This is a genomic window from Achromobacter deleyi (assembly GCF_016127315.1).
GTDB classification, from domain to species: Bacteria; Pseudomonadota; Gammaproteobacteria; order Burkholderiales; family Burkholderiaceae_B; genus Achromobacter; species Achromobacter insuavis_A.
Genome location: NZ_CP065997.1, coordinates 5,939,208 through 5,951,658 on the forward strand (window position 1 = coordinate 5,939,208; position 12,451 = coordinate 5,951,658).

Annotated in this window: 9 protein-coding genes; 6 read left to right on the forward strand and 3 right to left on the reverse strand. The window is 68.2% G+C overall.

From position 1 onward, the window contains the following. The first annotated feature begins 13 nt into the window (after positions 1-13). The 4 genes from I6I07_RS26745 (at position 14) to I6I07_RS26760 (ending at position 5,587) form a co-directional block, all read left to right on the forward strand. Positions 14-1,768 carry a PAS domain-containing sensor histidine kinase gene (locus tag I6I07_RS26745; RefSeq protein ID WP_006394402.1) on the forward strand — a complete coding sequence of 585 codons (1,755 nt, stop codon included), beginning with the start codon at positions 14-16 and terminating at the stop codon, positions 1,766-1,768. Next, positions 1,765-2,391: a response regulator transcription factor gene (locus I6I07_RS26750; protein ID WP_006219003.1), complete on the forward strand. Its 627-nt coding sequence runs from the start codon at positions 1,765-1,767 to the stop codon at positions 2,389-2,391. Before I6I07_RS26745 ends, I6I07_RS26750 begins: the two co-directional genes overlap by 4 nt. A gap of 55 nt (positions 2,392-2,446) precedes the next feature. After that, entirely contained in the window at positions 2,447-3,298 is an 852-nt protein-coding gene (gene folD, locus I6I07_RS26755) for a bifunctional methylenetetrahydrofolate dehydrogenase/methenyltetrahydrofolate cyclohydrolase FolD (RefSeq protein WP_020927317.1), read from the forward strand. Positions 3,299-3,520: 222 nt separating this feature from the next. After that, entirely contained in the window at positions 3,521-5,587 is a 2,067-nt protein-coding gene (locus I6I07_RS26760; protein WP_198484386.1) for a M3 family metallopeptidase, read from the forward strand. Positions 5,588-5,730: 143 nt separating this feature from the next. Here the strand turns inward: I6I07_RS26760 and I6I07_RS26765 are convergent, their stop codons facing one another. Further along, positions 5,731-6,468, reverse strand: coding sequence for a class I SAM-dependent methyltransferase (locus I6I07_RS26765; protein ID WP_198484387.1), 738 nt, complete (start codon positions 6,466-6,468; stop codon positions 5,731-5,733). A gap of 221 nt (positions 6,469-6,689) precedes the next feature. Here I6I07_RS26765 and I6I07_RS26770 point away from each other — a divergent pair, with 221 nt between their 5' ends. Beyond that, complete coding sequence (locus I6I07_RS26770) at positions 6,690-7,304, forward strand: SCO family protein (protein WP_198484388.1); 615 nt, start codon at positions 6,690-6,692, stop codon at positions 7,302-7,304. 142 nt (positions 7,305-7,446) lie between these two features. After that, positions 7,447-7,698, forward strand: coding sequence for a GlsB/YeaQ/YmgE family stress response membrane protein (locus I6I07_RS26775; RefSeq protein ID WP_006394392.1), 252 nt, complete (start codon positions 7,447-7,449; stop codon positions 7,696-7,698). Positions 7,699-7,771: 73 nt separating this feature from the next. Here the strand turns inward: I6I07_RS26775 and adeC are convergent, their stop codons facing one another. Together adeC and I6I07_RS26785 are read right to left on the reverse strand one after the other, a co-directional pair. After that, entirely contained in the window at positions 7,772-9,262 is a 1,491-nt protein-coding gene (gene adeC / locus I6I07_RS26780) for an AdeC/AdeK/OprM family multidrug efflux complex outer membrane factor (RefSeq protein ID WP_198484389.1), read from the reverse strand. Then, positions 9,259-12,441 (reverse strand): efflux RND transporter permease subunit, encoded by a 3,183-nt coding sequence (locus tag I6I07_RS26785; RefSeq protein WP_198484390.1) that lies wholly within the window; start codon positions 12,439-12,441, stop codon positions 9,259-9,261. The genes adeC and I6I07_RS26785 overlap by 4 nt, the downstream gene beginning before the upstream one ends. Positions 12,442-12,451: the final 10 nt, after the last annotated feature.

A 12,451-nucleotide genomic window follows, 5' to 3' on the forward strand; every position in this document is an offset into this window, starting at 1 on the left:
CCGCCCGAATTCCATGTCCAGCGCGCCCAAGTCCAATATACCCACGCCGTTCCACGACCACGCCCGCACGCGCAGACGCGGGGTGTACTGGGTCACGCCCGCGATGGTGCTGATCCTCTATATCTGTGTGATGGCGGTGTTCTTCTGGTTGCAGCGCATCCATGACGACAGCGTCATGTTCGTGACCATCGACCAGGAAATGCGGCAGCAGCGCCTGATCTGGGTGGTGCTGGCGCTGTCGTGCGTGATCGTCATCAGCCTGCTGATGCTGTGGCGCTATACCCGTTTCCGCTCGGCCGCCGAGGCCGCCCTGATCGCCGAGACCGGCTTTCGCCGCGCCATGGAGAACTCCATGTCGACCGGCATGCGCGTCCTGGACATGGAAGGCCGCATCGCCTACGTCAATCCGGCCTTCTGCCGCATGATCGGCTGGAACGAGGCCGACCTGATCGGCCGCAGCCCGCCCTTCCCCTACTGGGTGCCGGGCCGCCACGAACAGCACCAGCACACCCTGGACGTGCTGATGTCCGGCAAGACCCCCAGCAGCGGCCTGGAAGTCGAGGCCCAGCGCCGCGACGGCTCGCGCTTTACGGCCCGCATGTACGTGTCGCCGCTGCTCGACCCCAACGGCAACCAGATCGGCTGGATGACGTCGATGACCGACATCACCGAGCCCAAGCGCATCCGCGAGGCCCTGACCGCCGCGCACGAGCGCTTCATGACGGTGCTGGAAGGCCTGGACGACGCCATCTCGGTCACCGCCGACACCCACGACGGCCTGGAGCTGCTGTTCGCCAACCGCACCTACCGCCGCGTGTTCGGCGCCCAGACCGGCGGCCACGACGAGCTGCTGGCCGGCCGCCGCGGCCGCTTCACGGATGAATCCGTGGAAGTCTTCGCGCCCTCGGTGCAGCGCTGGTTCGAAGTGCACCACCGCATGCTGGCCTGGACCGACGGCCGCCGCGTGCGCATGCAGGTGGCGCGCGACATCACCGAGCGCCGCGGCCACGAAGAAGCCTCGCGCGTGCAGCAGGAAAAGATCCAGCTCACCAGCCGCCTGACCACGATGGGCGAGATGGCCTCGTCGCTGGCGCACGAACTGAACCAGCCGCTGACCGCCATCGCCAACTACAGCATGGGCGCGGTGGCCCTGGTCAAGGCCGGCCACACCAGCCCCAACATGCTGCTGCCGGCCCTGGAAAAGGCCGCCTCGCAGGCCGAGCGCGCCGGCAAGATCATCAGCCGCATCCGCGAATTCGTGAAGCGCAGCGAGCCTCGCCGCCAGCGCGTGGCGATCGGCCGCATTGTCGACAACGCCATCGGTTTTGCCGAGATCGACGCTCGCAAGCGTCGCATCCGCATCGACAGCTTCGTGCCGTCGAACGCGCCGGACGTGCTGGCCGACCCGATCCTGATCGAACAGGTGCTGCTGAATCTGCTCAAGAATGGCCTGGAAGCGATGGAAAAGAGCGAGTCCGACGAGCTCAAGGTGGCCGTGATCCTGCACGAACAGCACATCGAGGTCGCGGTGGTCGACCGCGGCCATGGCCTGGCCGAGCCGGAACGCCTGTTCGAACCCTTCTTCAGCACCAAGACCCAGGGCCTGGGCATGGGACTGAATATCTGCCGTACCATTATCGAATCGCACCACGGCCGCCTCTGGGCGGACCCCAATCCCGCCGGCGGTACTATTTTCCGCTTTACCCTGCCCTGCGCTGCGTCTCAGACGCAGGCTCAGAATGATCAGTCCGAGGAGTTGCACGCATGAACACGCCCCACCTGTCGAGCACGGTATTCATTGTTGACGACGACGAAGCGGTCCGCGATTCGCTGCGCTGGCTGCTTGAAGCCAACGGCTACCGCGTCCGCGCCTACGCCAGCGGCGAGTCGTTCCTGGAAGACTACGACGCCAGCCAGATCGGCGTGCTGATCGCCGACGTGCGCATGCCCGGCATGAGCGGCCTGGAACTGCAGGAGCAGTTGATCGCCCGCAACGCCCCGCTGCCCATCGTCTTCATCACCGGCCACGGCGACGTGCCGATGGCCGTGTCGACCATGAAGAAGGGCGCCGTCGACTTCCTCGAGAAGCCGTTCAACGAATCCGATCTGCGCGAAATCGTGGCGCGCATGCTGGAGCAGGCCACGCAGCGCGTGAGCAAGCACCAGGCCCAGAAAGACCACGAAGCCATGCTGGCGCGCCTGACCGCGCGCGAGCAGCAGGTGCTGGAGCGCATCGTCGCCGGCCGCTTGAACAAGCAGATCGCCGACGACCTGGGCATCAGCATCAAGACCGTCGAGGCGCACCGCGCCAACATCATGGAAAAACTTGAAGTGACCACCGTTGCCGACCTGATGAAAGTGGCCCTGGCCAAACCGGAGGCGCATGCATGAGCCGCCGGGCCGTTCCCAAGGCGAATACCGTAGCGCACCGCGCGGAGGTTGCCTAATGTCCGCCAGGATTATTGACGGCGCCGCCCTGTCGCAGCGCATTCGCGAAGAAGTCGCCCAACGCGTCGCCGCCCTGGCCGCCAAGGGCACCCGCCCCGGCCTGGCCGTGGTGCTGGTGGGTGAAGACCCCGCCTCCCAGGTGTACGTGCGCAACAAGGTCGCCGCGTGCGAGAAGGCCGGCCTGCATTCCGTCAAGGAGCAGTACCCCGCCGACATGACCGAGGCCGAACTGCTGGCCCGCATCGACAAGCTGAACCGCGATCCGTCCATCCACGGCATCCTGGTGCAGCTGCCGCTGCCCAAGCACATGGACGCGCACAAGGTCATCGAAGCCATCGCCGCCGAGAAGGACGTGGACGGCTTCCACGTCAGCAACGCCGGCCTGCTGATGACCGGCCAGCCGCTGTTCCGCCCCTGCACGCCCTACGGCGTCATGAAGATGCTGGAATCGGAAGGCGTGGCCCTGCGCGGCGCCGAGGCCGTGATCGTCGGCGCCAGCAACATCGTCGGCAAGCCCATGGCCATGCTGCTGCTGGCCGCCGGCGCCACCATCACCATCTGCAACTCCAAGACGCGCGATCTGGCCGCCCAGACCCGCCGCGCCGACGTGCTGGTGGTGGCCACCGGCAAGCCCGGCATGATCGACGGCTCGATGATCAAGCCCGGCGCCGTCGTCATCGACGTGGGCATCAACCGCGGCGCCGACGGCAAGCTGTGCGGCGACGTCGACTTCGCCTCCGCCAGCCAGGTGGCCGGCGCCATCACCCCCGTGCCGGGCGGTGTCGGCCCCATGACCATCGCCATGCTGCTGGTCAACACCGTCGAAGCGGCGGAACGGGCCGCGGCCTGAAGACCGGTCCCGCGCCCCGCCGTGGCACCCTTGTGGGTTTGCCCCGCGCCCTTCCGGGGGACGGGGGCAAACCCACAGTCGTCTCTGGACGCGCCGCGCGGAACGGGGCGCGCCCGCGGCTGACCCCGCCCTTGCTTTTCGGCCTGCCGCCCCAACCTGATCCCTATGCCTGCCGGCGCGCCCGCGTGCTGCCCGCCCTTCTCTCACGCAATTGGTAACACCATGACCCAGAATCCCCTGCTCGCCCCCGTCTCCGACCTGGTCGACTACCAGGCGGTCAAGCCCGCCCACGTGGTGCCCGCCATCGAGGAACTGCTGGGCATCGCCCGCCAGGCCGTGGACCGCGCCGCCGATCCGGCGCTGGCGCCCACCTGGGAAGCCGTGGTCGAGCCGCTGGATACCGCGTCCGAGCGGCTGTGGCGCGCATGGTCGGTGGCCGGCCACCTGAACGCCGTGGTCAACACCCCCGAACTGCGCGAGGCCTACAACGCCGCGCTGCCGCTGGTGACCGAGTTCTCGACCTGGGTCGGCCTGCACGAAGGCCTGTACCAGCAGTACCAGCGCCTGGCCGCCGCGCTCGATTTCGCGTCGTGGACGCCGGTGCGTCGCCGCATCGTCGAGATGGCCCTGCGCGATTTCCGCCTGAGCGGCGTCGAGCTGCGCGGCGCCGACCGCGAACGCTACGCCGCCATTTCCGACCGCGAGGCGCAGGCCTCGCAGAAGTTCTCCGAGAACGTGCTGGACGCCATCGACGCCTGGTCGCTGCGGATCGAGGACGAGGCCCGCCTGGCCGGCATCCCGGCCGACGTGCTGGCCGCCGCCCGCGCCGCCGCCGAGGAAGACGGCCAGCCGGGCTGGAAGCTGACGCTGAAGATGCCGTGCTACCTGCCCGTCATGCAGTACGCGCAGGACCGCTCGCTGCGCGAGGCGCTGTACCGCGGCTACGGCACGGTGGCGTCCGAACAGGGCGATGCCCAATTCGACAACTCGCCGCTGATCGAGGAGCTGCTGTCCCTGCGCGCCGAGGAATCGAGCCTGCTGGGCCTGGGCACCTTCGCCGCGCTGCGCCTGCAGACGCGCATGGCGCGCGACGCCAAGGAAGTCACCACCTTCCTGCGCGACCTGGCCGCGCGCGCCAAGCCCTACGCCCAGCGCGACCTGGCCGAGCTGAAGGCCTACGCCGCCGCCGAGCTCGGCCTGGCCGAGCTGCAACCGTGGGACGTGGCCTATGCCTCCGAGCGCCTGCGCGAATCGCGCTACGCCTATTCCGAAGACGAGGTGAAGCAGTACTTCACCGAGCCGCGCGTGCTGTCCGGCCTGTTCGAGGTCATCGAGACCCTGTTCGACGTGCGCCTGGCGGAAACGCCGGTGTCGTCGTGGCATGCCGACGTGCGCGGCGTGCGCGTCGAGAGTCCCAAGGGCGACCTGATCGGCTACCTCTACCTGGACCTGTACGCCCGCGCCGGCAAGCAGAGCGGCGCCTGGGTCGACAGCGAGCGCACCCGGCGCGTCGTCGCCGGCCGCGTGCAGACGCCGATCGCCTACCTGACCTGCAATTTCTCGCGCCCCAACGGCGACCGCGCCGCCGTGCTGACGCACGATGACGTCATCACGCTGTTCCACGAAACCGGCCACGCCCTGCACGCGCTGCTGTCGGAAGTGGACGAGCCCGGCGCCGCCGCCTTCGCCAGCGTCGAATGGGACGCCATCGAGCTGCCCTCGCAGTTCATGGAAAACTTCTGCTGGGAATGGGCCGTGGTGCAGAAGCTGTCGGCCCACGTCGACAGCGGCGAACCGCTGCCGCGCGCGCTCTACGACCGCCTGGTCGCGGCCCGCAACTACCAGAGCGGCATGCAGACCGTGCGCCAGATCGAGTTCGCGCTGTTCGACATGCTGATGCACGACCGCGCCAAGGGCGCCAGCATCACTGAAGTGCTGGCCCTGCTGCAGGAAGTGCGCGCCGAGGTCGCGGTGCTGTTCCCGCCCGCCTGGCACCGTCTGCCGCACGCCTTCTCGCACCTGTTCGCGGGTGGCTACGGCGCCGGCTACTACAGCTACAAGTGGGCCGAGGTGCTGTCGGCCGACGCCTACGAGGCGTTCGAGGAAGCCGCCGCCAAGCAAGCTGGCAACGCCCTGGGCACGCTCGATCCGGCCACCGGCGCGCGTTTCCGCCGCGAAGTGCTGGCCGTCGGCGGCTCGCGCCCCGCGGCCGAATCGTTCGCGGCCTTCCGCGGCCGCGCGCCGCGCATCGACGCCCTGCTGCGCCACAGCGGCATGAGCGCCGCCTGAGCGCACCGCGCCCGCAGGACCGACGGCCCGCCTCGCGCGGGCCGTTTTTCATGCGGCGGCGGCGGGAACAGGCCGCCGCCACCGCGCCGCGCCTGGCGACCGATGGCCGGCCAGTTCAAGGCGCGGTTGACCCTCGACGCACCCTAGGCCGGCCGCCGCGCCGACACCACCAGCCAGCGCCCATGCACCGACGGATCCGATCCGGCCTGGCGCCAGAAGTGGCGGCTGTCCTCGTCCTGCGCGTGCTTCAGCCGGGTCTGGCAATAACGCCGCGCCGGCCAGCCCAGCAGGCGATCCAGCCAGCCGCGGCGCCCAGCCTCGGCGACGTTGTGCAGGGTGATGTCGCCAAAGCCATGCCGCGCCAGCAGCAGATGCAGCTGCGCAAAGCCCCACGGCAGTACCGCGGCGCGCGCGCCGGCGTCGGCGCGGCCCGCGCCGGTCCACGGATCCGCATGAAAGCCCCGCACCAGCGCCTGCAGCCGGCCGCGCACGTGCCAGGCGTTGGGCGCGGTCAGCACCAGCGTGCCGCCCGGTCGCAGGACGTCGCGAAAGCCGCGCACCAGCAGGCCCGGATTGGTCGCCCGGTGGATGGCCTCGCTACAGACCACCGCGTCGTAGGCCGCGGTGGCGGGTAACGGCGTTTCCAGGTCATGCACGGTCAGGCGCCGGTAGCCATTGGCCGGCGCCGGCAGCATCGCCGGACCGATGCCGTCCACCTCGACCAGACGCCCGGTCGCCGGGCGCGCCATGTCGCCCAGCCAGCCGCGGTCGCACGGCGCGTCCAGCACGCTGTCGGCCAGGCGGCTGCGCAGGATGTCGAGCACCACGGGGTAGTACGGGAAATAGGGATAGCCCAACGCGGGATTGGCCGTGGCATTCATGGAGGGCACCTCGCCGGTCACTGACAAGGCCCTGAATGTACCGATCCGCGACGGCCGCGTGGGCGCTTTTGCCTGTTCTCAAACAATATTCCGACAAAGCTTCACAACTGTCCCCCGCCCCGCTTTGCGCCAGGACAAGCCCGCCCCCGCGCGACCCGGCGGCGGCCCCACCGGCTGCGGGTAGAATCGACGGGTTTATCCCTCAACCGGCGATGGAACCCATGCGACACCTGATTACCGGCCGCGCCTGGCGCGGCTTGCTGTTGGCCCTGTGCATGCTGCTTGCCGCCTGCGGCGACCGCAATGTCGATTGGACGCTCTACAACGTCAAGGGCCACCTGCCCGACCTGAAGTTCTCGCTGCCGGGCGCCGGCGGCAAGACCGTCAGCAGCGATGACCTCAAGGGCAAGACGGTGCTGCTGTTCTTCGGCTACGCCAGTTGTCCCGACATCTGCCCGACCACCCTGGCGCAATTGACGGCGGTGCTGCAGAACCTGGGCGACAAGGCGCGCGACGTGCGCATCCTGTTCGTCAGCGTCGATCCGCACCGCGACACGCCGGATATCCTGCAGGCCTACGTCAATGCCTTCAACAACAACGCCATCGGCGTCACCGGCAACGAGAAGCAGGTGGCCGACCTGGCGCGCCGCTACCGCGTCGCCTACCAGATCGAAAAGCCCCGTCCCGGCGACGACCCCGACCAGTACGAAGTGACCCACAGCCGCGGCGTGTACATTTTCGACAACCAGGGCCGCGCCCGCCTGCTGGCCTCGGACACCGACAGCATCGAGGCGATGACCAAGGACCTGCGCCAGCTGATCGACCTGACGTCGTGAGGCCCCGTGCAACATTGCTGCATCGACGATGCGCCGCAACATGTTGCGTCCTTGCCCCACACACCAGTTGTTACAGCCCCGGCGGCGCGCGCGTGAGTAATATCAGGGCACATCGCCCTTTACCCTCGCAAGGAGTACGCGCATGAGCATCATCATCATGATCATCGTCGGCTTCATCGTCGGGCTGATAGCCCGCGCGATCATGCCCGGAGACCAGAACATGGGGATCATCATGACCACCATACTGGGCATCGTGGGCGCGGTCGTGGCCGGCTTCCTCGGCCAGCACCTGGGCTGGTATGCCCCGGGCGAACCGGCCGGCTGGATCGGCTCGGTGGTCGGCGCGATCATCGTGCTGTTCGTGGTCGGCCTCATCGCCAAGAAGCGCGCCTGACACCGCGGCGCACGCATCAAGCCAAGCGGGCCGATCTTTCGATCGACCCGCTTTTTTCATGCCTGCGTCGTGCTCAGCCCGGCTGGCCGGCGGCCGCGGGCGTCTCGCCCGTGGCCGGCTGCGCGGCCGTGACGGTGCGCTCGGTCCAGCCGCCGCCCAGCACCTTGTACAAGGTGACCAGGTTCGACAGGCGCGACAGGCGCGTATCGACCAGCGACTGCTGCGCGGTGTAGAGCGAGCGCTGCGAATCCAGCACCGTCAGGTAGTCGTCGATGCCCTGGCGGAAGCGCTGCTCGGACAGATCGTAGGCGCGCTGATTGGCGGCCACCAGCAGTTGCTGGGCCTGGATCTGCTCGTCCAGCGTGCCGCGCCCGGCGAGCGCGTCGGCGACTTCGCGGAAACCGGTCTGGATCGACTTCTCGTACTGCGCGACCTGGATGTTCTTCTGCACCTTGGCCAGGTCCAACCCTGCCAGCAGCGAGCCGCCGGCGAAGATCGGCACCGTGATCTGCGGCACGAAGCTCCAGGCGCCCGAGCCCCCGTCGAACAAGCCGCCCAGGCTGGCGCTGGCGGTGCCGGCGGAGCCCGTCAGGCTGATGGTCGGGAAGAACGCCGCGCGCGCCGCGCCGATGTTGGCGTTGGCGCCCTTGAGCTGGTGCTCGGCCGCGCGGATGTCCGGGCGGCGCGCCAGCAGTTCGGACGGCAGGCCGGCCGGCAGCGCGGTCGGCAGCATGCCGTCGTCCAGCTTGATGGCGTTGTCCAGCGCGGCCGAGATTTCCGGCGACAGCGGCTGGCCCACCAGCAGCACCAGCGCGTTGCGGTCCTGCGCGGCCTGGCGCGTGTACTGCGACAGGTTGCGCTGGGCGGTGCGCAACGACACTTCGGCCTGGCTCAGGTCGAGCGCGGTGGACAGGCCCTGGTCGAAGCTCTGCTTGGTGAGCTTGTACGAGTCGTCCTGGCTCTTGAGCGTGTCGCGCGTCAGGCTCAGCAGCTCCTGGTCGGCGCGCAGCGTCAGGTAGGCGTTGGCCACCTCGGCGATCAGCGTCAGCTGGGTCGCGGTGCGGGTCTCGTCCAGCGCCAGGTACGATTCCAGCGCCTTGTCGCTCAGGCTGCGGATGCGGCCGAACAGGTCCAGTTCCCACGAGGACAGCGCGGCGCCGACCTGGTAGTTGTGGCTGGTGCTGGCCTGGCCGCTGGGCGACAGGTCGGCCGGCGTGCGCTGGGCCGTTTCCTTGCCGGCGATGCCGACGCTGGGCAGCAGGTCGGCGCGCTGGATGCGGTACTGCGCCCGCGCCGCCTCGACGTTCAGGGCCGCCACGCGCAGGTCGCGGTTGTTGGCCAGCGACTGCTCGATCAGCTGTTGCAGCAGCGGATCGGCGAAGAAGTCACGCCAGCCGATGTCGGCCGTGGCCACGGGGCCGGCGGCGTCGGCCTTGTAGGCCGGGCCGGCCGGATAGGCCGACGAGACCGGCGCGTCGGGCCGTTCGTAGGTCGGGGCCAGCGAGCAGCCCGCCAGGGCCGCCGCCAGGGAAAGGGAAACCAGGGTTCTCATCTGCAGCTTCATTGCGGTTTTCCTTCGACGGACACGTCCTGCGCGTCGTTAGCGCTGGGGTCGTGCGGATCGCGTCGCGCGCTCATGCGTTCCACCTTGAACAGGCGCAGCATGATCACGAAGAACGCGGGGACGAAGAAGATGGCCAGGAAGGTCGCCGTCAGCATACCGCCGATCACGCCGGTGCCGATGGCGTTCTGGCTGCCCGAACCGGCGCCCGAGGAGATCGCGAGCGGCACCACGCCCAGGATGAACGCCAGCGACGTCATCAGGATCGGACGCAGGCGCTGGCGGGCGGCGTGGATCGCCGATTCCGTCAGGCTCGCCCCGGCCTCGTAGTGCTCCTTGGCGAACTCCACGATCAGGATGGCGTTCTTGGCCGCCAGGCCGATGGTTGTGAGCAGGCCCACCTGGAAGTACACGTCGTTGGACAGGCCGCGCAGCAGCGTCGCCCCCAGCGCCCCGATGATGCCCAGGGGCACCACCAGCATGACCGCGGACGGAATCGTCCAGCTTTCATACAGCGCCGCCAGGCACAGGAACACCACGATCAGCGAGATCGCGTACAGCGCCGGCGCCTGGGCGCCCGACAGGCGTTCTTCGTACGACATGCCGGTCCATTCGAAGCCCACGCCCACCGGCAGCTTGCCGGCGATGCGTTCCATTTCGTCCATGGCCGCGCCCGAGCTGTAGCCCGGCGCCGCCTGGCCCTGGATGTTGTACGACGGCACGCCGTTGTAGCGGTTCAGCTTCTGCGGGCCGAAGCTCCAGGTGGCCTTGGCGAACGCCGAGAACGGCACCATGTCGCCATCCTTGTTGCGCACGTACCATTTGTCCAGGTCTTCGGGCAGCATGCGGGCCGAGGCCTCGCCCTGCGCGAACACCTTCTTGACGCGGCCGCGGTCGATGAAGTCGTTGACGTACGACGAACCCCAGGCGGTGGACAGCGTACTGTTGATGTCCGACACGGCCACGCCCAGCGCCCGCGCCTTTTCGCGGTCGATGTCGAGCTGGTACTGCGGCGCGTCCTCGATGCCGTTGGGGCGCACGCCCTGCAGGATCTTGCTTTGCGCCGCCTCGCCCAGCAGCTGGTTGCGCGCGGCCAGCAGTTTTTCATGGCCCACGCCGGCGCGGTCCATCAGCTGGAAGTCGAAACCATCGACGTTGCCCAGTTCCATCACCGAGGGCGGCGGCACCACGAACAGCATGGCGTCGCGCTCGGTCTTCCTGAAGTGGGCGTTGGCGCGCGCCGCCACGGCGGCGGCCTTGAGCTTGGCGTCGCCGCGGTCTTCCCAGTCGCGCAGCTTGATGAACAGGATCGAGGCGTTCTGGCCGCGGCCGCCGAAGTTGAAGCCGTTGACCGCGAACACCGACGTGACCGCGTCCTTCTCTTCGGTCAGCAGGTAGTTGGTGGCCTCGTCGATGACGGCCTTGGTGCGCTCGGCGGTGGCGCCGGCGGGCGTCTGGATCTGGGCGAACAGGATGCCCTGGTCTTCGCCCGGCAGGAACGCGGTCGGGATGCGGGTGAACATCCAGCCCATGGCGATGACGATGGCCAGGTAGACCACCATCAGGCGCTTGGTGCGGCCCAGGCCGCGCGCCACGGTATTGGCGTAGCCGTGGCTGCTGCGGTCGAAGGCGCGGTTGAACCAGCCGAAGAAGCCGCGCTTGGTGCCGTGGTGGCCCTTGGGGATCGGCTTGAGCAGCGTGGCGCACAGCGCCGGCGTGAAGACGATGGCGACAATCACCGACAGCACCATCGAGGACACGATGGTGATGGAGAACTGGCGATAGATCACGCCGGTCGAGCCGCCGAAGAACGCCATCGGGATGAACACCGCGGCCAGCACCATGGCGATGCCGATCAGCGCGCCGGTGATCTGGCCCATGGACTTGCGCGTGGCCTGCTTGGGCGTCAGGCCCTCTTCGGCCATCACCCGCTCGACGTTTTCCACCACCACGATGGCGTCGTCCACCAGCAGGCCGATGGCCAGCACCATGCCGAACATCGTCAACGTGTTGATGGAGTAGCCGAACGCGGCCAGCACGCCGAAGGTGCCCAGCAGCACCACCGGCACCGCCAGCGTCGGGATCAGCGTGGCGCGGAAGTTCTGCAGGAACAGGTACATCACCAGGAACACCAGGATGATGGCTTCCACCAGCGTCTTGAACACTTCCTCGATCGACAGGCTGACGAACGGCGTGGTGTCGTACGGATACACCACGTCCATGCCCGGCGGGAAATACGGCTTGAGGTTGTTGATGGTGTCGCGCACCGCCTGCGCCGTATCGAGCGCGTTGGCGCCCGGGGCCAGCTTGATCGCCAGGCCCGAGGCGGGCTTGCCGTTGTAGTAGCTGTCGATGGCGTAGGTCTGGCCGCCCAGCTCGATGCGGGCGACGTTGGCCAGGCGCACCTGGGAACCGTCGGCATTGACCTTGAGCAGGATGCGGCCGAAGTCTTCCGGACGCTCCAGGCGCGACGGGCCGATGATGGTGGCGTTGAGCTGCTGGCCACGCACCGCGGGCAGGCCGCCCAGCTGGCCGGACGAAACCTGGACGTTCTGTTCCTTGATCGCGTTGACCACGTCGACCGTGGTCAGGCCGTAGTTCACCAGCTTGGACGGATCCAGCCAGATGCGCATGGCGTACTGCGAACCGAACAGCTGGAAGTCACCCACGCCCTGCGTGCGGCTGATGGGATCCTGGACATACGAGGCGACGTAGTCGGCCAGGTCGTCCTTGGTCATCGTGCCGTCGGTGGACACGAAGCCCGCCACGATCAGGAAGTTCTTGGTGGCCTTGGTGACGCGGATGCCCTGCTGCTGCACTTCCTGCGGCAGCAGCGGCTGCGCCAGCGACAGCTTGTTCTGCACCTGCACCTGGGCGGTGTCGGGGTTGGTGCCCTGGCGGAACGTCAGCGTGATGGACATGCTGCCGTCGGAGTTGCTTTCCGAGGAAATGTACTCCAGGCCGTCAAGGCCGTTCATCTGCTGCTCGATCACCTGCACCACGGTGTCCTGCACCGTCTGCGCCGAGGCGCCCGGGTAGGTCACCGCGATGCCGATGGCCGGCGGCGCGATATTCGGATATTGCGAAACCGGCAGCTTCAGGATGGACAACGCGCCGGCCATCATCAGCACGATCGCGATCACCCATGCGAAAACCGGTCTATCGATAAAAAACTTTGCCATGCAAGGCTCC

Coding starts and splice junctions, on each gene's coding strand:
- I6I07_RS26785 (WP_198484390.1), bottom strand. CDS start 12,441: ATGGCAAAGTTTTTTATCGATAGACCGGTTTTCGCATGGGTGATCGCG.
- I6I07_RS26760 (WP_198484386.1), top strand. CDS start 3,521: ATGACCCAGAATCCCCTGCTCGCCCCCGTCTCCGACCTGGTCGACTAC.
- I6I07_RS26745 (WP_006394402.1), top strand. CDS start 14: ATGTCCAGCGCGCCCAAGTCCAATATACCCACGCCGTTCCACGACCAC.
- I6I07_RS26775 (WP_006394392.1), top strand. CDS start 7,447: ATGAGCATCATCATCATGATCATCGTCGGCTTCATCGTCGGGCTGATA.
- I6I07_RS26770 (WP_198484388.1), top strand. CDS start 6,690: ATGCGACACCTGATTACCGGCCGCGCCTGGCGCGGCTTGCTGTTGGCC.
- adeC (WP_198484389.1), bottom strand. CDS start 9,262: ATGAAGCTGCAGATGAGAACCCTGGTTTCCCTTTCCCTGGCGGCGGCC.
- I6I07_RS26750 (WP_006219003.1), top strand. CDS start 1,765: ATGAACACGCCCCACCTGTCGAGCACGGTATTCATTGTTGACGACGAC.
- folD (WP_020927317.1), top strand. CDS start 2,447: ATGTCCGCCAGGATTATTGACGGCGCCGCCCTGTCGCAGCGCATTCGC.
- I6I07_RS26765 (WP_198484387.1), bottom strand. CDS start 6,468: ATGAATGCCACGGCCAATCCCGCGTTGGGCTATCCCTATTTCCCGTAC.